23 protein-coding genes are annotated in these 18,652 nt (G+C 29.4%); 20 read left to right on the top strand and 3 right to left on the bottom strand.

Going from position 1 to position 18,652, the window contains the following annotated elements; genetic code table 11:
• The first annotated feature begins 9 nt into the window (after positions 1-9).
• The 17 genes from ACRYA_RS08100 to ACRYA_RS08020 all read left to right on the top strand — a co-directional run bounded on the left by ACRYA_RS08100 (position 10) and on the right by ACRYA_RS08020 (position 14,173).
• Positions 10-528 (top strand): F0F1 ATP synthase subunit B, encoded by a 519-nt coding sequence (locus tag ACRYA_RS08100; protein ID WP_105916574.1) that lies wholly within the window; start codon positions 10-12, stop codon positions 526-528.
• Positions 528-1,058, top strand: a complete 531-nt coding sequence (locus ACRYA_RS08095) for a F0F1 ATP synthase subunit delta (RefSeq protein WP_105916573.1) — start codon at positions 528-530, stop codon at positions 1,056-1,058. Before ACRYA_RS08100 ends, ACRYA_RS08095 begins: the two co-directional genes overlap by 1 nt.
• A 21-nt stretch (positions 1,059-1,079) precedes the next feature.
• Complete coding sequence (gene atpA / locus ACRYA_RS08090; protein ID WP_105916572.1) at positions 1,080-2,597, top strand: F0F1 ATP synthase subunit alpha; 1,518 nt, start codon at positions 1,080-1,082, stop codon at positions 2,595-2,597.
• Between the two features lie 10 nt (positions 2,598-2,607).
• The gene (gene atpG / locus ACRYA_RS08085) at positions 2,608-3,492 is read left to right on the top strand and encodes an ATP synthase F1 subunit gamma (RefSeq protein ID WP_105916571.1); all 885 of its coding nucleotides are present in this window, start codon (positions 2,608-2,610) and stop codon (positions 3,490-3,492) included.
• Between the two features lie 21 nt (positions 3,493-3,513).
• Positions 3,514-4,908, top strand: a complete 1,395-nt coding sequence (gene atpD / locus ACRYA_RS08080; RefSeq protein WP_105916570.1) for a F0F1 ATP synthase subunit beta — start codon at positions 3,514-3,516, stop codon at positions 4,906-4,908.
• A gap of 18 nt (positions 4,909-4,926) precedes the next feature.
• Complete coding sequence (atpC, locus tag ACRYA_RS08075; RefSeq protein WP_105914640.1) at positions 4,927-5,304, top strand: ATP synthase F1 subunit epsilon; 378 nt, start codon at positions 4,927-4,929, stop codon at positions 5,302-5,304.
• Positions 5,305-5,310: 6 nt separating this feature from the next.
• Complete coding sequence (locus tag ACRYA_RS08070) at positions 5,311-5,871, top strand: MotA/TolQ/ExbB proton channel family protein (RefSeq protein WP_105916569.1); 561 nt, start codon at positions 5,311-5,313, stop codon at positions 5,869-5,871.
• 3 nt (positions 5,872-5,874) lie between these two features.
• A complete protein-coding gene (locus ACRYA_RS08065; RefSeq protein WP_105914638.1) occupies positions 5,875-6,264 on the top strand; it encodes a biopolymer transporter ExbD in 390 nt (129 codons plus the stop codon).
• 2 nt (positions 6,265-6,266) lie between these two features.
• Positions 6,267-6,995 (top strand): energy transducer TonB, encoded by a 729-nt coding sequence (locus tag ACRYA_RS08060; protein WP_105916568.1) that lies wholly within the window; start codon positions 6,267-6,269, stop codon positions 6,993-6,995.
• Positions 6,996-6,998: 3 nt separating this feature from the next.
• A complete protein-coding gene (tolB, locus tag ACRYA_RS08055; RefSeq protein WP_105916567.1) occupies positions 6,999-8,264 on the top strand; it encodes a Tol-Pal system protein TolB in 1,266 nt (421 codons plus the stop codon).
• A 179-nt stretch (positions 8,265-8,443) separates the two neighbouring features.
• Complete coding sequence (locus ACRYA_RS08050; RefSeq protein ID WP_105916566.1) at positions 8,444-8,965, top strand: OmpA family protein; 522 nt, start codon at positions 8,444-8,446, stop codon at positions 8,963-8,965.
• Positions 8,966-8,970: 5 nt separating this feature from the next.
• Positions 8,971-9,906, top strand: coding sequence for a tetratricopeptide repeat protein (locus ACRYA_RS08045; RefSeq protein WP_105916565.1), 936 nt, complete (start codon positions 8,971-8,973; stop codon positions 9,904-9,906).
• A gap of 11 nt (positions 9,907-9,917) precedes the next feature.
• Entirely contained in the window at positions 9,918-10,511 is a 594-nt protein-coding gene (locus ACRYA_RS08040; RefSeq protein WP_105916564.1) for an FKBP-type peptidyl-prolyl cis-trans isomerase, read from the top strand.
• Between the two features lie 86 nt (positions 10,512-10,597).
• The gene (gene fabD / locus ACRYA_RS08035) at positions 10,598-11,527 is read left to right on the top strand and encodes an ACP S-malonyltransferase (protein WP_105916563.1); all 930 of its coding nucleotides are present in this window, start codon (positions 10,598-10,600) and stop codon (positions 11,525-11,527) included.
• Positions 11,520-12,218, top strand: coding sequence for a 5'-methylthioadenosine/adenosylhomocysteine nucleosidase (locus tag ACRYA_RS08030; RefSeq protein WP_105916562.1), 699 nt, complete (start codon positions 11,520-11,522; stop codon positions 12,216-12,218). Before fabD ends, ACRYA_RS08030 begins: the two co-directional genes overlap by 8 nt.
• Positions 12,219-12,279: 61 nt before the next feature.
• Positions 12,280-13,686, top strand: a complete 1,407-nt coding sequence (gene aspA, locus ACRYA_RS08025) for an aspartate ammonia-lyase (RefSeq protein WP_105916561.1) — start codon at positions 12,280-12,282, stop codon at positions 13,684-13,686.
• Positions 13,673-14,173 (top strand): asparaginase domain-containing protein, encoded by a 501-nt coding sequence (locus tag ACRYA_RS08020; protein WP_105916560.1) that lies wholly within the window; start codon positions 13,673-13,675, stop codon positions 14,171-14,173. The genes aspA and ACRYA_RS08020 overlap by 14 nt, the downstream gene beginning before the upstream one ends.
• Positions 14,174-14,189: 16 nt before the next feature.
• On the opposite strand, the gene ACRYA_RS08015 is transcribed toward ACRYA_RS08020, so the two are convergent.
• Entirely contained in the window at positions 14,190-14,615 is a 426-nt protein-coding gene (locus ACRYA_RS08015; RefSeq protein WP_105916559.1) for a YchJ family protein, read from the bottom strand.
• A 146-nt stretch (positions 14,616-14,761) separates the two neighbouring features.
• Between ACRYA_RS08015 and ACRYA_RS08010 the strand changes: the two genes are divergently transcribed.
• The 3 genes from ACRYA_RS08010 to ACRYA_RS08000 all read left to right on the top strand — a co-directional run bounded on the left by ACRYA_RS08010 (position 14,762) and on the right by ACRYA_RS08000 (position 17,597).
• Positions 14,762-15,682 (top strand): manganese-dependent inorganic pyrophosphatase, encoded by a 921-nt coding sequence (locus ACRYA_RS08010; protein WP_105916558.1) that lies wholly within the window; start codon positions 14,762-14,764, stop codon positions 15,680-15,682.
• A gap of 69 nt (positions 15,683-15,751) precedes the next feature.
• Entirely contained in the window at positions 15,752-16,957 is a 1,206-nt protein-coding gene (locus ACRYA_RS08005; protein WP_105916557.1) for a mechanosensitive ion channel family protein, read from the top strand.
• A 73-nt stretch (positions 16,958-17,030) separates the two neighbouring features.
• Positions 17,031-17,597 carry a superoxide dismutase gene (locus tag ACRYA_RS08000; RefSeq protein ID WP_105916556.1) on the top strand — a complete coding sequence of 189 codons (567 nt, stop codon included), beginning with the start codon at positions 17,031-17,033 and terminating at the stop codon, positions 17,595-17,597.
• A gap of 33 nt (positions 17,598-17,630) precedes the next feature.
• On the opposite strand, the gene ACRYA_RS07995 is transcribed toward ACRYA_RS08000, so the two are convergent.
• Positions 17,631-18,068: a DoxX family protein gene (locus tag ACRYA_RS07995; RefSeq protein ID WP_105916555.1), complete on the bottom strand. Its 438-nt coding sequence runs from the start codon at positions 18,066-18,068 to the stop codon at positions 17,631-17,633.
• Positions 18,069-18,162: 94 nt separating this feature from the next.
• The gene (locus ACRYA_RS07990; protein WP_105916554.1) at positions 18,163-18,645 is read right to left on the bottom strand and encodes an ankyrin repeat domain-containing protein; all 483 of its coding nucleotides are present in this window, start codon (positions 18,643-18,645) and stop codon (positions 18,163-18,165) included.
• Between the last annotated feature and the right edge of the window lie 7 nt (positions 18,646-18,652).

The following is an 18,652-nucleotide window of genomic DNA, read 5'->3' as shown; positions in this document are numbered from 1 at the left end:
GAAGTGATAATGAAAAGAGTACTATTACTATTAGCTATGGCTATGGTTCCAGTTGCATTATTTGCAAGCGAAGGTGCGGAAACGAACTATGATATAGTTCAAAGAACCGTTAATTTTATTATATTTGCTGCGATTTTATGGTATTTACTTGCTGATAAAATTAAAGCATATTTTGCTAATAGAACTTTAGGAATTCAATCTGAGCTAGATAAAGTTCAAGATAGTTTGAAAGCTTCTAAAGATAGAGTTGCTGAAGCTCAAAAAAAATTAGATGATGCAAAAAAGATTTCTGCTGAAATAATCGAAAGTGCAAAATCTGATATTGAAAATATTAAACAAAAAGTTTCAACATCTATTGATACAGATATTGCAAATTTAAGTAAAAATTTAGATGAAATGATAAAAGTTGAAATTTCTAAAGCTAAAAAACAAGTTGTTGCTGAAATACTTGATGAGCTGTTGAATTCAGAAAATATTAAACTATCTCAAGATGAGTTAGTAAATATTGTTCTTAAAAGGGTAGCATAATGAAAGATTTAGTAGCAAAAAGATATGTAAAAGCTTTGGTTGATGGAAGAGATTTAAATAGTGTTACTTTGATTTCTGAGAAACTAAGTGAAGTTTCAAAAGCTTTCAAAAGTGATAAATTTAACTCTATCTTAGCATCTTCTGATGTTAATGAAGTTGAAAAAACTAAATTTGTTTTATCTATGATTGATAAAGCAGATAAAAGTTTAGAAAACTTTATTAAATTACTTGGTGAAAAAAGAAGATTAGATATTATTCCTGAAATAGCTTTTGAGTTAAAAACTCAAATTGCAAAGATGAATAGTAGTTATATTGGAACTGTTTATACAAATAAAGAGTTATCAAATAGTTATATATCTTCTATAGAAGAACAATTTAGTAAAAAATTTAATGTAAAACTTTCATTGTCACAAAATGTGTGCGATTATGATGGTATTAAAGTTGATATAGATGGGCTAGGTGTTGAGATATCTTTTTCTAAAGATAGATTAAAAACTCAGCTAATTAATCATATTTTAAAAGCAGTTTAGAACTTATAAAGGAGAATTTGAATGGGTGCAAAAATTCAAGCAGATGAAATCAGTTCGATTATTAAAGAGAGAATTGATAACTTTGAATTAAATGTAGATGTAAACGAAACTGGTAAGATTATATCTTATGCAGATGGTATTGCTCAAGTTTACGGTCTTAAAAATGTTATGGCTGGTGAGATGGTTGAGTTTGAGAATGGCGAAAAAGGTATGGCTGCAAACTTAGAAGAGTCTTCAGTTGGTATTGTTGTTCTTGGTAAAGGTACTGGTCTTAGAGAAGGAACTTCTTGTAAAAGATTAGGAGAACTTCTTGAGGTACCAGTTGGTGATGCAATGGTTGGAAGAGTTGTAAATGCTCTTGGTGAACCAATTGACGGTAAAGGTGCAATTAATTCAACTGAAACAAGATATGTTGAAGAAAAAGCTCCTGGTATTATGTCAAGAAAATCTGTTCATGAACCACTACAAACTGGTATTAAAGCTATTGATGCACTAGTTCCAATTGGAAGAGGGCAAAGAGAGCTTATTATTGGTGATAGACAAACTGGTAAAACAACAGTTGCAATTGATACAATTCTTAACCAAAAAGGTGAGAATGTTATTTGTATTTATGTTGCAATTGGACAAAAATCATCTTCAGTTGCTTCTGTTGTTAGAACATTAGAAGATGCAGGAGCTATGGATTATACAATTGTTGTAAATGCATCAGCAGCTGATTCTGCAACACTTCAATTCTTAGCACCATATACAGGTGTTACAATTGGTGAGTTTTTCAGAGATAATGGAAAACATGCACTTATTATTTATGATGATTTATCAAAACATGCAGTTGCATATAGAGAGATGTCATTAATTTTAAGAAGACCTCCAGGAAGAGAAGCATATCCAGGAGATGTATTCTATTTACACTCAAGATTACTTGAAAGAGCAGCTAAAATGAGTGATGAAAAAGGTGCTGGTTCAATGACTGCGCTACCAATTATTGAAACTCAAGCTGGAGATGTTGCTGCATATATTCCAACAAACGTAATTTCAATTACAGATGGACAAATTTTCTTAGAAACTAACCTATTTAACTCAGGTATTAGACCTGCAATTAATGTTGGTTTATCAGTATCAAGAGTTGGTGGAGCTGCACAAATTAAAGCTACAAAACAAGTTGCTGGTACACTTAAACTTTCACTTGCACAATATAGAGAGCTTGAGGCGTTTGCACAATTCGCATCAGATCTAGATGAAGCAACAAGAAGAGAGTTAGAGCTTGGACAAAGAATGGTTGAAGTTTTAAAACAAGGTGTTAATAAACCACTTGTTATTGAAAAACAAGTTGTAATTATCTATGCCGGTACTAAAGGGTATTTAAATGATATTGCGGTTAAAGATGTTGTAAGATTTGAAAATGAATTACATGCATTTATTGAGCAAAAATATTCAAATATTTTAGATGCAATTAAGTCAAGTCAAAAAATTGATGATAATACAGAGGCACAATTAAAAGCTGCATTAGAAGAGTTTAAAACTGTATTTAATGCAAACTAAGGACTAGTCTATGGCTAACTTAAAAGAGATAAAAATAAAAATAAATAGTGTTAAAAATACTCAGAAAACTACAAAAGCTATGAAGCTTGTATCTTCTGCAAAACTTACGAGAACTAGACAATTGTCTGAGCAATCAAGAAGCTATGCAAACAAGATAAATGAAGTTCTTTCTGATATTGCAGCACGAGTTAGCAAAGTTCAAGATGATGGAAATATTGGTAGAGCATTTATTCAAAATTCAACTCCAAAAACAGTTGATATTGTTTTTGTAACTGCCGATAAAGGACTTTGTGGTGGTTTTAATGTGGCAACAATTAAAACTGTTAGTAAGTTAATAAATGAATACGAAGCAAAAGGTGTAAAAGTAAGATTAAGAGCTGCTGGGAAAAAAGGAGTTGAATTCTTTTCATTCCAAGGTAAAACTCTTGAGCAAAAAGCTATTGATTTATCATCAGCTCCAACTTATGAAAAAGCATCTAATTATATAAAAATTGCTGTTGAAGATTTTAAAAACGAACTTACTGATAAAGTAATAATTGTTTATAATGGTTTTTTAAATATGCTAACTCAAGAAATTAGAGTAAAAGAGATATTACCAGTTGGTTTAGAAAAAGTTGAAATAAGTGAAACTACTTCTATGCTAAATATTGAACCAGATGATGATGATGAAGTTTTGAAAGAATTAACTGATAAATATATTGATTTCAATATGTATTACGCACTAATAGACTCATTAGCAGCTGAACACAGTGCTAGAATGCAGGCTATGGAATCTGCAAGTAAAAATGCAAAAGAGAAAGTAAATAGTTTAACAGTTGAATACAACAAAGCAAGACAAGCAGCAATTACAACAGAACTAATAGAGATTATTAGTGGTGTTGAAGCATTAAAATAATTTAATAAGGAGAAGCCCTATATGAAAGGTAAAATTATTCAGGTAATGGGTCCAGTCGTTGACGTAGAGTTCGACGGATACTTACCAGAAATTAACGAAGCTATTGATGTATCTGATATTGCATCAGGTAAAGATAGATTAGTATTAGAAGTAGCAGCACATATCGGTGATGGAAGAGTTAGAGCTATTGCTATGGATATGACAGATGGATTAACAAGAGGTCAAGAGTGTATAGCTACAGGAGGTCCTATTAAAGTTCCTGTTGGTGAAGCGGTTTTAGGAAGAATTTTTAATGTTATTGGTGATCCAGTTGATGAAGGTGCTCCTATTCCTGCAGATGTTGAAAGATGGTCTATTCATAGATCTGCTCCTGATTTTGAAGAGCAATCAACAAAAACAGAGATGTTTGAAACAGGTATCAAAGTAGTTGACCTTTTAGCACCATATTCAAAAGGTGGAAAAGTAGGACTATTTGGTGGAGCTGGAGTTGGAAAAACAGTTATTATTATGGAATTAATCCATAATGTTGCATTTAAACACTCAGGTTACTCTGTATTTGCTGGAGTTGGTGAAAGAACAAGAGAAGGAAATGACCTTTATCATGAGATGAAAGATTCAAACGTTCTTGATAAAGTTGCACTGTGCTATGGTCAAATGAGTGAACCACCAGGTGCAAGAAATAGAATTGCACTTACTGGTCTTACAATGGCTGAGTACTTTAGAGATGAAAAAGGACTAGATGTTCTTATGTTCGTTGATAATATTTTTAGATTTGCACAATCAGGTTCTGAAATGTCAGCACTTTTAGGAAGAATTCCTTCAGCTGTTGGATACCAACCAACACTTGCAAGTGAAATGGGTAAATTACAAGAGAGAATTACATCTACTTCTAAAGGTTCTATTACTTCAGTTCAAGCTGTTTACGTTCCAGCGGATGACTTAACGGATCCAGCACCAGCTTCTGTTTTTGCTCACTTAGATGCAACTACAGTTTTAAATAGAAAAATTGCAGAAAAAGGTATTTATCCAGCGGTTGATCCACTAGATTCTACTTCAAGAATTTTAAGTGCTGATATTATTGGACAAGAACATTATAACACTGCAAGAGGTGTTCAATCTGTACTTCAAAAATATAAAGATTTACAAGACATTATTGCAATTCTTGGTATGGATGAGTTATCAGAAGCTGACAAACTTGTAGTTGCTAGAGCTAGAAAAATCGAAAGATTCTTATCTCAACCATTCTTCGTTGCTGAAGTATTTACAGGAAGTCCTGGAAAATATGTTGAGCTTAAAGATACAATAGCAGGATTCCAAGGAATTTTAGATGGTAAATATGACCATATTCCTGAAATGGCATTCTATATGGTTGGTGGAATAGATGAAGTTCTTGCAAAAGCTGAGAAAATGAAATAAACCATAAAGGGTTATAGTATGGATACAATTAAATTATCAATAGTTACTCCAACAGGTAGTATATTTAATGGTGATGTTAAAACTGTAACTCTCCCTGGAAAAGAGGGAGAGTTTGGTGTTTTACCTGGTCACTCATCATTAGTATCAACTCTTAGTGTTGGTGTAATTGTTATTGAAAAAATCGATTCTACTGAAGCTGTTGCTATAAATTGGGGACATGTTAAGGTAGATGAAAAATCGGTTGATGTATTAGTTGATGGAGCTATTGCATTAACAGGTGGAAAAGATTCAGAAATTTCAAAAAATATTGAAGCAGCAAAAGAGTTAGTAAACTCAGTTAAAGATTCAAAAGTATCAATGGCTGCAGTTGAAGCAAAAATTAATTCGTTTGCATAAAAATATATGATTTCTACATTACTAAATTATTTGGCAAATAGTAGCGCTATAACTTACATAGTTTTAGCGCTATTGTCAGTTTATACGATAGTTGTTTTTTGGATTTTCTTTTATAGAAATAATTCATTAAACCGATTAATAGCAAATGAAAAAAGATCTTTAGAAATTTTAACAACAAGTCAGTCAAAATTCTCTCCACTTTCTCTTTTAACTCAGTGTTCAAATGGAGTTGCTTCAAAAGAGATTTTACATGCTTGTGAGATAAATATTATTAAAGATGCAAGTAGTGGGGTATCATGGTTAGCTATTATATCATCAACTTCACCATTTATTGGGCTTTTTGGAACAGTTATTGGAATATTAGAGTCATTTGCAAAATTTGCAAATCAATCAAAAGTTGCATTTTCAATTATAGCTCCAGCTATTAGTGAAGCATTAGTAGCAACAGCTGCAGGTATTTTTGTAGCAATATTTGCTTATACATTCCACCAAATTATTTCAAGAAAAATATATGAATTAAATATCTATTTAAAAGCTCAGGCTGAAATAATAGTAGCAAAAGGGTAAAAATTGTTTGATTTTAATCAAAAACCAGATTTAAATATTACACCTTTGGTTGATATTATGCTTGTGCTTCTTGCAATTTTAATGGTTACAGCACCTGTTATTGAGTTTGAAGAACCCATAAATCTTCCAACAGGAAGTAAATCTCAACAATCTCAAGATGTTGCTAAAATCGATATTATTATTACAAAAGATAGAAGTGTTACTTTAAATAAAAATAAGGTTGAAATATCAAATTTTGCAGATAGCTTTTTGCTCTTTTCAAAAGGAAAAGACCAAAACACTCCAATACATATAAGAGCAGACAAGAGCTTGAAGTATGATGATATTATATATGTTCTAAAATCAGTTAAAGAAGCTGGTTTCTTCAAAGTTGCTTTAGTAACAGATGGATAAAAATGCAAAATAATTCTTCATTTATTATTTCAGGTGTTATTGCATTTTTTATCTATTTTTCAATATGTTTTTTAGTTATGTACTATATATTTTCTCCAATAAAAGAGAGTATAAACATAACTCCTAGCTCAACTACCATAGAACTTGATATGATAGAAGAGATAGCAGAGAAAAAAATGGTTGAAAGAAAAACAGAAAAGATTGTAAAAGAAGAAGTTGTTGAAAAATCTACTTCAGCTTCAAATGAAAAAAAACCAGACCTAAAATCTTTATTTGCAAATGTTAAAGAGACATCAAATAAAGTTGTAAAAGAAGAGGTTAATAATGTTGAAAAATCTATTGACCCAAAAAGATTTAAGTCTAAATTTGAAAAAGAGAAAAAATCATCAAATATAAAAATTGATAAGTTATTAGAAGATGAAAAAACGGCAACAGATTCAAAGCTTAAAAGCTCTGCAAAAGGGGATAAAAGTGATGACTATGCAAGTAAAATTTATGAAATTTTGCAAGCAGGCGCTCCAATATCTCAAGATACAAAAGTTTTATCAAAAGTAATAATAATGGTTGATGAAAATGGAAAGTTTGATTATAAAATACAAAAAGCATCTAGCGATGAGGGTTATAATGAGGCTCTAAAATCATATTTAGATACTCAAAGAGGAGTTCCATATCCAATTCCACCAAATGGAAAAAGTGTTAGATATTCAGTTGATTTTAAATTTGAAGGATAAAAAATGAAAAAAATATTTTTATTAATAGCTATATTTATTAGCTCTGTTTTTGCAGAAGTTGATGGTCACTTAGATATTGTTAAAAAAGGTATGGTTTTACCAAAAGTTGGCGTTTCCATTGCTAGTGATAGCTTAGAAAAAGAGATTTTAAGCAAAATAAAAAAAGCGCTTACAGATGATTTTAATGTAAGTGGGCACTTTGAAGTTGCAAATATATCATCTGTAACAGCTTATGATAATTTACCAGATATTTTGGGTTTATCAAATCAGGGTGTAAATTTATTTGTAAATCTTTCAGCAAAAAAAGATGCAAATGGTAACTATACTTTGATGACAAAATTATATGATATAAATTCAAGAGCCTTAGTTTTAGAAAAAAATTATACAACTTCACTTGAAGAGAGATTTGTTTTTTTAGCTCATAAAGCAGCTATTTCTATAAATGATCATTTTAAAGCTCCTAGTATATCTTGGATGGATAGATTTGTAGTATTCTCAGTTTATGAAGGTCCAGGTAAAGCAGATATTATGATAGGTGATTATACTTTGACTTATAAAAAAAGAGTTGTAAGTGGTGGTCTTAATATATTTCCTAAATGGGCAGATAAAGAACAAAAAACTATATACTATACATCTTATAACTATAAAAAGCCAACTTTGGTTAAGTTAAATATCTATAATAGAAGCAAAGATGTTATTATGGATTCAGATGGAATGTTAGCTTGCTCAGATGTAAATGCAGATGGAACTAAACTTTTAGTAACAGCATCTCCAACAGGACAGCCAGATGTATTTTTATATGATACAAGAACAAGAGCAAAAAAACAGATAACAACTTATAGTGGAATTGATGTTGGTGGTCAGTTTGTTGAAAATGATAATAAAATTGTATTTGTATCAGATAGATTAGGAAATCCAAATATTTTTGCTCAAACTATTGGTTCAAGTGGAGTTGAAAGATTAGTTTTTCATAGTAATAATAATTCATCAGTTACTTCAAGTGGAAATAATGTAATTTTTAGTAGTAAAGATGCAAGTAATGAATTAGGAAAAAGTTTTAATCTATATCTTATCTCAACAAAATCAGATAGTTTAAAAAGATTGACTTCAAGTGGTGTAAATCAGTTTCCAAAATTTTCTACAGATGGTCAAAGTGTTTTATTTATAAAAACTGATGGAACTAGTTCTGTTGGTATAATTAGACTTGAGCATAATAAGTCATTTTTATTCCCATTAGCAGGTAAAAGAATTCAATCAATTGATTGGTAAAATTTCAAAAATATTTTAGGGCTATATGCCCTAAAATATCAAATCTCTCTCAAATTTACTTTTTTTCTTCGAAAAAGATTCAATTCATATAAAATATTAGAAAAAAGACAAAAAATATAAACAATAATTAAGTTTCACTTTAGTACTATTTCTTGAAAATTTTATTTTAAGGAAAAATAATGAAAAAGTTAGGTCTTTATTCAGTTTTAGTTTCGGCTTTACTATTTACTACGGGTTGTAGCGAAAAAAATGCTGATGTAAATGATGTTGTAGCACCAGATAATTCATCTGTTGAAGCACCAATCCAAGATGGTACTCTTCTAGAAAGAGCTGGTAATGGAAACTATTATATGATTAATGGTCAAAGAGTTTTAATAGAGCATGTGTATTTTGATTTTGATAAATACAATTTAACATCTGCTAATAAAGACAAGGCTGTAAGCAATGCTTCTAAACTTTCACAAGTTTCTTCTGATACTACAATTAAAGTATTCGGAAATACTGACGAATGGGGAAGTGATGAGTACAATTATGCTTTAGGTTTAAAAAGAGCAAATTCTGTTAAAGATGTTTTAGTAGCAAATGGTGTAAAAACTAATGTTACAATGGTATCTTTAGGTGAAAGCAATCCAGTTTGTACTGAAAAAACTAAAGAGTGTTGGTCAGAAAACAGAAGAGTTGAGCACGAATTAGAAAAATAATTTTTATGAAAAAAATTATACCTTTATTATTCGTAATAACTTCATTAACCGTAGCCGAAGAGGTTTCGGTTTATGGAGCATCTAACCAAGATGGTTCATATGGACTGTCAGCATCTGAAAAACATATACTAAAAAATCAATCAAATATAAGTAATTTATCTTCTAAACTCGAAGAAATTAATAGTTTAGTAAAATCTATTAATGGACGATTAGAGGGCTTAGAGTCTACATATGAAGGTGATTCAAGAAAATTAAATGATTTATCTTTAAAATTAAATCAATCTTCAGATTTAGCTTCTAACGAGCAAGCTTCAAATGTAAATCAATCAGATTTAAATAGTTTAAAAGCAGCTCTTACAAAATTAACAACTATGGTTAATAAAATAAATGCAGAGTATGTTTCATCAACAGAATTAGAAAAAAATATGCAACAATTTGTTACTAGGGAAGAGTTTGAAGCAGTAAAAAAAGCTATGGGAGTTAAAACTCCACAAGGATCTGCTAAAACAACAGTTGAACCAAAAGAAAAACTAGTTGATACGACTTCAAATATGAGTTCTATTGAACTTAAAACTGCAGATGATAAAATAAAATTTATGGCAGATGCCAAAAAAGATTATGATGCAAAAGTTTATAATAGTGCTATTCCAAAGTTTGAAAAACTAATTGAAATAAACTACAAGCCTGCTGAAAACAACTACTATTTAGGTGATATGTTATTTAAAAGAAAGAAATATGATCAAGCTATTGTTCACTTTAAAAAATCAGCAATGCTTAATGATAAAGCTTCATATATGCCAACATTATTACTAAATAGTGCTGTATCATTTGAAAATACAAAGGATAAAGAAAATGCTAAAAACTTTTATAGTACTTTAATAGAACTTTATCCAAATAGTCAAGAAGCTAAAACCGCTAAAACAAATTTAAATAAATTATAAAAGGAATTAAAATGTCAAATAAAGTAATTGGAATAGAATATACACTAAAAGATGCAAAAACTGGTGAACAGTTAGATACAAATGTAGGACAAACTCCACTAGAGTTTATTTCAGGAAAAGGTCAAATAATAAAAGGTTTAGAAGATAAACTTGTAAATATGTCTGCAAATGAAGAAGCTGATGTTTTAGTTGAAGCTAAAGATGGTTATGGTGAGTATAATGAAGAAGCAGTTCAAACTTTACCAAAAGAGCAATTTGCTGGTATTGAGTTAAGCGAAGGTATGAGTCTTTATGGTCAAGGTGAGCATGGAGAAACTATTCAAGTAGTTGTAAAATCATTTGATGATACAAATGTAACAATAGATTATAATCATCCAATGGCTGGAAAAACTTTAATGTTTTCAGTTGCAATTTTAAGTTTAAGAGATGCAACTGAAGAAGAAGTTCAATCAGGTGTTGTTGGTGGATTTGCTGCTATGGGTGGTGGATGTTGTGGTGGAGGTGGTTGTGGAACTGGACATGACCATGATGACCATGATCATGGAGATAGCCATGGTGGTGGTTGCGGGACTGGTGGTGGACACGGTGGATGTGGTTGTCACTAATTTATTTTTATAAATAAAAAAACTATAAAAATTGCCCAGATGTAGAGATACATTTGGGCAATTTAATTTTAAAATAAGAGGTTAAAATGAAAAAAGTTGCTTTTATATTCCCTGGACAAGGAAGTCAAACTGTTGGAATGGGAAGAGATTTTTTTGAAAATAGTGATATTGCAAAAGATATGGTAAAAAAAGCGAGTGAAAGATTAAATATAGATTTTGAAAAACTTTTATTTGAAGAGAATGAAAATTTAGGAAAAACAGAGTTTACGCAACCAGCTATTTTACTTGTTAGTTCAATTGCTCTTGCAGTTTTTAAAGAGAAGTTTAAAATTGAACCAGAGTTTGTTTTAGGACACTCGCTTGGTGAATTTTCTGCACTTGTTGCTGCTGGTGCTATTGATTATTTAGATGCAATTGAGCTTGTAAATAAAAGAGGTACTTTTATGAATGAAGCTTGTAGTGGTGGTGGTGCTGGAATGATGGCACTATTAGGTTTAAATGATGAAACAGTTGAAACGATTTGTAAAGAGCAAAGAGAAGCTGGAAAAAAAGTTTGGCCAGCTAATTACAATATGGATGGACAGATAGTTCTTGCAGGTCTAAAAGCAGATTTAGAGTCTTTAGTGGATACATTTAAAACAGCTGGTGCAAAAAGAGCATTAGTTTTAGATATGAGTGTTGCAAGTCATTGTGAACTATTACAAAGTGCAGTTGAAAATCTAAAACCTTACTTATTTGAATTTTTAAATGATGAGTTTTTAGATGTTGTTTCAAATGTAAGTGCTGAAGTTTATAACACAAAAGATGAGGCAATCGAGTTTTTATCTTCTCAATTAATTAGTCCTGTAAAATATAAACAATCAATAAAAGCTCACGATAGCAAAGTTGATTTATATATTGAGTTTGGAAATGGTGCAGTTTTAAAAGGTTTAAATAAAAAAAGTTCAGAAAAACCAACACTAAATGTATCTGATATGAAAACATTAAATGAAACAATAGAGGCTTTAAATGACTAAATTAGCAATTATGGGAGCTATGCAAGAGGAGATTGATCCTCTTTTAGAGTTCTTTAAAGATTATAAAACTGTTGAGTATGCTGATAATAGATATTATGAAGTAAATTACAAAGGTCTTAATATTGTAATTGCTCATTCAAAAATAGGAAAAGTTTTTGCAAGTTTAACTGCAAGCACTTTAATTCAAAAATTTTCTTGTGATACTCTACTTTTCTCAGGTGTTGCAGGAGCAATAAATCCAAAACTTAATATTGGTGATTTAATAGTTGCTACAAAACTTTGCCAACATGATTTAGATATTACAGCTTTTGGACATCCTTGCGGTTTTGTTCCAGGTGGAAAAGTTTTTGTTGATACTTCAAAAGAGCTTTTAGAAGTTGCAAAAAATGTTGCAAAGAGTGAAAACCTAAAAGTTATTGAAGGAGTTATTGCAACAGGAGATCAATTTGTTCACTCAAATGAGAGAAAAGATTTCATAGAAAAAACTTTTCAAGCTGATGCTTTAGAGATGGAAGGTGCTAGTGTTGCTGTTGTTTGTGATTCTTTAAATATTCCATTTTTTATATTAAGAGCGATAAGTGATAGTGCTAATGGTGAAGCAAATTTTGATTTTGATGAGTTTTTAAATAGTAGTGCAAAAATATCAAGCAACTATTTAGTAAAAATTGTAGATGAGTTAATTAAAAAATAGTTTAATACTATTTTGTGTAGGATTATTCTATACTTCTTTTAAACTTTTTAAAGGATTTTATATGGAAAAACTACACAGAATTGAGAAAGATTTTTTAGGTGAAAAAGAGATAGAGTTTGATAAATATTATGGAATCCAAACTCTAAGAGCAAAAGAGAATTTTAATATTACTACAATTGGAATAAACCTTTTCCCAAATTTTATTATTTCATTAGCAAAAGTAAAAAAAGCTTGTGCCTTGACTAACTTTGAGCTTGGAGATTTAACACAAATCCAAAAAGATGCTATTGTTCAAGCTTGTGACAAGATTATTGCTGGTGAATTTCATGATCAATTTATAGTTGACCCAATTCAAGGAGGAGCTGGTACATCTACAAATATGAATACGAATGAAGTTATTGCAAATATAGCTTTGGAGATTTTGGGACATCCAAAAGGTTCATACAATATTATTCATCCAAATAACCATGTAAATATGAGCCAATCTACAAATGATGCATATCCAACTGCAATTAAAATTACACTTTATGAATTAATTTTTAAACTACAAGATAGCCTTAAAATATTGAGAGATGCTTTTTATGGAAAAGCAGTAGAGTTTAAAGATATTTTAAAAATGGGTAGAACTCAGCTTCAAGATGCAGTTCCAATGACTTTGGGTCAAGAGTTTAAAACTTATGCAACAATGATTGATGATGATATAAATAGACTTTCAAAAGCTCAAGAACTTCTAAAAGAGGTAAATCTTGGTGCAACAGCCATTGGAACAGGAATAAATACAAAACCTGAATATCAAAAACTTGTAATTAAAAATTTACAAGATGTTACAAAAACAGATTATTTTATGGCAAGAGATATGATTGAGGCTACTCAAGATACAAGTACTTTTGTACATATTTCTGGAAGATTTAAATCAATTGCTATAAAAGTATCAAAAATTTGTAACGATTTAAGACTTTTAAGCAGTGGACCTCGTGCAGGTTTAAATGAGATAAATCTTCCTCCAATGCAACCAGGAAGTTCAATTATGCCTGGAAAAGTAAACCCTGTTATGCCAGAAGTTGTAAATCAAGTTGCATTTGATGTAATTGGAGCTGATGTTACAATTTCAATGGCAAGTGAACATGGACAACTTCAACTAAATGTATTTGAGCCAATTATTGCATATAAACTATTCATCTCTATAAATATGATGAGAAGAGCTTTTGAAAGCCTTGCTGAAAAATGTATCAAAGGAATTACTGCAAATCCTGAAGTTTGTATGAATAATGTTTTAAACTCTGCAACTTTAGTAACTTCTTTAAATCCAATTTTAGGATATGAAAAAAGTTCTGCTGTTGCGAAAGAGGCTTTAAGAACTGGAAAAAGAGTTTATGATATTTTACTTGAAGAGAAGTTATTTACAAAAGAGGAGTTGGACGAATTGCTTCAACCAAAAAATATGGTTCATAATTATGACAAAATCTAAAATCACAGTTATAAATACAGGAGGTACCTTTAATAAAAGGTACAATCCTCTAACTGGAGAGCTTGAAGTGCCAAAAGATAGTTTGGCTTTAGATGAGATTATAAGTTACTGCTATAACATAGATTTTGAAGTTTTAAATATAATTTCAAAAGATAGTTTAGAGATGAAAGATTATGATAGAGAATTAATTGTTCAAACAATAAAAGAGTGTACAAATGATAAAGTAATAATAATACATGGTACAGATACTATTGATTTAACATCAGCATATATAGATGAAAAGATAAAAGATAAAAATATAATTTTAACAGGAGCAATGTTTCCTATTTCTATAGATAAAATAGAAGCCACTTTAAACTTCTCAATGGCTATTGGATTTTTAAACTCAAATTGTGAAAATGGAGTTTATATAGCAATGCACGGAAGTGTAAAAAACTACAAAAAACTTATAAAAAATAGAGAAATAGCGCAGTTTTTAGAGAAATAGATATACTAAAACTTCTCTATTTTATAGTATCCAAAAACTCTCCATCTACATAAAGCCAAATATTATTATTTTTTAAAAATCTACTTTTTTCTATAAATGATACATCTTCTTCATTTTGAAATAAACTTGCTTTAAATGTTACAAAACTTTCAAACTCATTATCAGTAAAATCCAAAATATCTAGTTTTTCAAAAATTGTGTTTTTGGAAAATAGTTCAATATCAGCTTTCCAAGAATAGATATTTGTAGAAAAATCAGAGTTATTTTTATGAGTTGTTTTTATAATATAATCACTTTTTAAAAAAGCAAAAGCACTAAATCTTGATTTCATAAGTTCTAAAGCATTTGAAGGGTTTTTTATGTCATCATGAAAAATCTTACAACATTTTTTATACTTTTTTAAACTTCCACAAGGGCAAATAGAGTTTACACTAAATTTCAAAATAATCCTTTTTATTTTTTATGTAAGAGTAATATTTAAACAAAGCTGTTTAAAATTATTAAGAATCTAATTTTAAAAGAAATTTACCTCTTTTTAGATAAAATCTAGAATTAAAAATTAAAAAATATCAAAAAAGGATACAACCTATGGCTTTATATACATGTGGACATATTATTCCAGATTCAGACTCTGTTTGTTCAGCTATTTCTTTAGCTTATCTACTAAATAAAATTGGAAGACCAGCAACTCCTGCAAGACAAGGTGAGTTAAATCCAGAGACAAAATTTATTTTAGATAAATTTGGTTTTGAAGCACCAATAATTAAAACTTCATTTGCAGGTGATGAGCTTTTTATAACAGATTATTCAGATTTAGCACAAGCTCCTCAAGATATGGATAAAACAACGGTTGTTGGAATTGTAGATCATCATAAACTTGGAGATATAACTACTTCAGCTCCACTAGAGTGTTGGATTAGACCAGTTGGTTGTACAAATACTATTGTAAAAGAGATGTATGATTATCATAAAGTTGAAATTCCAAAAAATATTGCATCTATTATGTTATGTGCAATTTTAAGCGATACTGTTATTTTCAAATCACCAACATCTACAGCTATTGATCTTCAAGTTGTAAGAGAACTAGCAAAAATTGCTGGAATTGAAGATTTTGGTGCTTTAGGAATGGAAATGTTTAAAGTAAAATCGCAAGTTTTAGGAACACCAATAAGAGAGCTTGTGATGAGAGACTATAAAAACTTTGATATGCATGGATTTAAAGTTGGAGTTGGACAACTTGAAGTTGTAGATGGAACAGTTTTTGATACTATAAAAGATGAGCTTATTGCTGATATTAAAAGAGTAAAAGATGAAGAAAAACTTCACACAGTTGCGCTTCTTTTGACTGATATTATGAAAGAGGGAAGTGAAATTTTAGTAAGTAGTGATGATGCTTCAATATTTGAAAAAGCATTTAATTGCAAACTTGAAGATGGAAAAGTTTGGTTAGATGGTTGCCTTTCAAGAAAAAAACAGATTATTCCTTTTTTAGAACCTGCATTTTTATAATTTGACATATACAAAGCTTTTTGCTTTGTATATCTGCTATTTTTAATATAAACACTTTTAGGATAACTAATGAAAAAACATTTAATTGAGTTTCTAAGGGATTTAGGAATTGAACCAACATTTTTAACAATAAGTATCTCAATTTTACTTATTATTGGAATAACTTTTATAGTGATTCATTTAGTTTTACATAAGGTTATTTTAAAATCAATCAATAAAATTGATAAAAAAAAGAGAAATTTTTTAACTTCATCTTTACTTGAAGAAAATTTATTTCAAAGATTGGCTCTTCTTTTTCAAGGATTAATTGTAAATTGGCAAACAACTATTTGGATAGAAAAAGGCTATATTTATGAAACATTAACTGTTATTTCTTTAGTTTGGATATATGTTTTTGGACTTTTAGCTATTTATTCTTTAATTGATAGAATTTTCAAAACACTTCACAGAAAAACTAATACACCTTTTTTTGCAATGCAAAGTGTAATTCAAAGTATAAAACTTATATTTGGAATTATATGTTTTATTTATGTTATATCTATTTTGATGGACAAATCACCAGTTGCAATTTTAAGTGGACTAGGAGCTATGTCCGCTGTTTTAATGTTAGTTTTCAAAGATACAATTTTAGGTTTTACAGCAGGACTTCAACTTTCAACTAATAAAATGGTAGAAATTGGTGATTGGATAGAGATGTCAAAATATGGTGCAGATGGAGATGTTATTGATATTGGATTAAATGTTGTAAAGGTTAGAAATTTTGATAAAACAATTACAACTATTCCAACTTATGCTTTGGTTTCAGATAGCTTTAAAAATTATAGAGGTATGAGAGAAGCAGGTGGAAGAAGAATAAAGAGAGCCATAAAAATTGATATACATAGTATTAAATTTTTAAATGAACAAGATATACAAAGACTTGAAAAAGCAAATTTTTTAGCTCCTTACTTACAAGAGAAAAAAAATGAAATAAAAAATTATAATGAATCAAATAAATTTGATTTAAGTGTTGCAATGAATGGAAGAAGACTTACAAATATTGGAACATTAAGAGCTTATATTTTGACATATCTAAAAAATCATCCAAGTATAAACAAAGATATGACAATAATGGTGCGACAACTAGCTCCAGATGAATATGGAATTCCACTTGAGATATATTGTTTTACTTCTACAACAGTTTGGGCAGATTATGAAAATATACAATCAGATATTTTTGACCATATCTACTCAGTTTTAGGGGAGTTTGATATAAAACCATATCAATATGGTTAATATATTTTAAGTCAAAGCAAATTAAAAAAATTGTATCCTATAAGGTTTTAAAAATTTAAATAAAGGATATTATATGAAACACGAATTAATGAAATTACCATATGCAAGTTTAGCTCCACTTATGTCAGATGAGACTTTAGAGTATCATCACGGAAAGCACCATAACACTTATGTTACAAATTTAAATAACCTAATTGCAGGTACAAAATTTGAAGAAATGAGTCTTGAAGAGATTGTAAAAAATTCTGAAGGTGGATTATTTAATAATTCTGCTCAAGTATTTAACCATGATTTCTTTTTTAATGGATTAACTCCAACTCAAGGTGCAATTCCAGCATCTGTTGAATCAGCTTTAACAAAATCTTTTGGAAGTGTTGATAAATTTAAAGAAGAGTTTACAGCTAAAGCTATCGGACAATTTGGTTCAGGATGGGCTTGGTTAGTTCTTGATAAAGGTGAGTTAAAAATTGTTACAACTTCAAATGCTGGATGTCCAATAACAGATGGTTTAAAACCAGTTTTAACATGTGATGTTTGGGAACATGCATACTATATTGATACAAGAAATGCAAGACCAAAATTTTTAGAAAATTTCTGGAAACTTGTAAACTGGGATGTTGTAGCTAAACATTTAGCATAAAAAAAGTATGGATTTTTCCATACTTTTAATTTATTATTTATTACACTTTTTTGTACATTTAGCATCAAGACTAAATTTACCAGCTCCAATAAACATAATAGAAATAGAAGCCAAAAGATAAATTAAAGCTAGCTCTATAACTGGTCCACCACTCTTTCCTAAAGCAAAAATATCATTACTATGAGCTAAGAATATAGCAAAAACCATAGTTAAAGCAAAAAATAAAGATGAAATTCTAGTAAATAATCCAATGATTATTAAAATAGGAAATATAATCTCTCCTAAATATACACCATAGGCAAAAAATTCTGGTAATCCAGCTTGAGTAACTAAAAATTTAATTCCATCTATTCCATTGAATAACTTAAAAAATCCGTGAAATAGCATAAGTCCTGCTATACTTACTCTTAAAATTAGTTTTCCTATATCTTCGTTTAGCATACAAGATAGTTTATTTTCACAACTGTTCATAATAATCCTTTAAAAAAATTTTAGAATTGTAGCTAGTTTATTCTTAAGCTAATTACTAATTAGTAATAAAAATATAATAAAGAAAAATATAGTTTTATCTATTTTTTCTAAAAACTCTAATAAATTTTGAAAAAAGTAGATATATTTTTGATTTAAAACTTCTATTTTTATCTTGTTTGTTTAAATACTCAACAATTTGTGTATTTCCAAAAATAGTTGCGAACATAAGTGGAGTTGTACCTAAACCATTATTTTCATGAATATTTGCACCAGCTTCAACAAGTATTTTTGCAATATCAAAGTAACCTTTGAAACAAACACCAGCTAGTGGTGTTTGTCCTTTATCATTTTTTTTATCTACTTCCGCCCCAAACTCTAGAAGCATTTTAGTAGTTTCAAAATTTCCATTATATGAAGCTAACATCAAAAGAGTATTTCCTTTATGGTCTTCTAAATTGACACTCATTCCAGCTTCAAGCATTGCTTTTAAATCTTGTGTTTTATTTTGCCTTGCAAAATCAAGAGCAAAAACTTGAAGCTCTTCATATCGTTTTAACTCTTCTTGAGAAACATCCATATAAATG

The sequence above is a fragment of the Aliarcobacter cryaerophilus ATCC 43158 genome (assembly GCF_003660105.1).
Taxonomy (GTDB): domain Bacteria; phylum Campylobacterota; class Campylobacteria; order Campylobacterales; family Arcobacteraceae; genus Aliarcobacter; species Aliarcobacter cryaerophilus.
This window is presented reverse-complemented; position numbering and strand designations above follow the sequence as displayed.

What these genes read in the sequence shown, in the direction of transcription:
- ACRYA_RS08000 (WP_105916556.1), top strand. Translation starts at nt 17,031, where the DNA reads ATGAAACACGAATTAATGAAATTACCATATGCAAGTTTAGCTCCACTT.
- ACRYA_RS08095 (WP_105916573.1), top strand. Translation starts at nt 528, where the DNA reads ATGAAAGATTTAGTAGCAAAAAGATATGTAAAAGCTTTGGTTGATGGA.
- fabD (WP_105916563.1), top strand. Translation starts at nt 10,598, where the DNA reads ATGAAAAAAGTTGCTTTTATATTCCCTGGACAAGGAAGTCAAACTGTT.
- ACRYA_RS08030 (WP_105916562.1), top strand. Translation starts at nt 11,520, where the DNA reads ATGACTAAATTAGCAATTATGGGAGCTATGCAAGAGGAGATTGATCCT.
- ACRYA_RS07995 (WP_105916555.1), bottom strand. Translation starts at nt 18,068, where the DNA reads ATGAACAGTTGTGAAAATAAACTATCTTGTATGCTAAACGAAGATATA.
- ACRYA_RS07990 (WP_105916554.1), bottom strand. Translation starts at nt 18,645, where the DNA reads ATGGATGTTTCTCAAGAAGAGTTAAAACGATATGAAGAGCTTCAAGTT.
- tolB (WP_105916567.1), top strand. Translation starts at nt 6,999, where the DNA reads ATGAAAAAAATATTTTTATTAATAGCTATATTTATTAGCTCTGTTTTT.
- ACRYA_RS08040 (WP_105916564.1), top strand. Translation starts at nt 9,918, where the DNA reads ATGTCAAATAAAGTAATTGGAATAGAATATACACTAAAAGATGCAAAA.
- atpD (WP_105916570.1), top strand. Translation starts at nt 3,514, where the DNA reads ATGAAAGGTAAAATTATTCAGGTAATGGGTCCAGTCGTTGACGTAGAG.
- atpG (WP_105916571.1), top strand. Translation starts at nt 2,608, where the DNA reads ATGGCTAACTTAAAAGAGATAAAAATAAAAATAAATAGTGTTAAAAAT.
- ACRYA_RS08045 (WP_105916565.1), top strand. Translation starts at nt 8,971, where the DNA reads ATGAAAAAAATTATACCTTTATTATTCGTAATAACTTCATTAACCGTA.
- ACRYA_RS08010 (WP_105916558.1), top strand. Translation starts at nt 14,762, where the DNA reads ATGGCTTTATATACATGTGGACATATTATTCCAGATTCAGACTCTGTT.
- ACRYA_RS08005 (WP_105916557.1), top strand. Translation starts at nt 15,752, where the DNA reads ATGAAAAAACATTTAATTGAGTTTCTAAGGGATTTAGGAATTGAACCA.
- aspA (WP_105916561.1), top strand. Translation starts at nt 12,280, where the DNA reads ATGGAAAAACTACACAGAATTGAGAAAGATTTTTTAGGTGAAAAAGAG.
- ACRYA_RS08050 (WP_105916566.1), top strand. Translation starts at nt 8,444, where the DNA reads ATGAAAAAGTTAGGTCTTTATTCAGTTTTAGTTTCGGCTTTACTATTT.
- ACRYA_RS08100 (WP_105916574.1), top strand. Translation starts at nt 10, where the DNA reads ATGAAAAGAGTACTATTACTATTAGCTATGGCTATGGTTCCAGTTGCA.
- atpC (WP_105914640.1), top strand. Translation starts at nt 4,927, where the DNA reads ATGGATACAATTAAATTATCAATAGTTACTCCAACAGGTAGTATATTT.
- ACRYA_RS08070 (WP_105916569.1), top strand. Translation starts at nt 5,311, where the DNA reads ATGATTTCTACATTACTAAATTATTTGGCAAATAGTAGCGCTATAACT.
- ACRYA_RS08020 (WP_105916560.1), top strand. Translation starts at nt 13,673, where the DNA reads ATGACAAAATCTAAAATCACAGTTATAAATACAGGAGGTACCTTTAAT.
- ACRYA_RS08060 (WP_105916568.1), top strand. Translation starts at nt 6,267, where the DNA reads ATGCAAAATAATTCTTCATTTATTATTTCAGGTGTTATTGCATTTTTT.
- atpA (WP_105916572.1), top strand. Translation starts at nt 1,080, where the DNA reads ATGGGTGCAAAAATTCAAGCAGATGAAATCAGTTCGATTATTAAAGAG.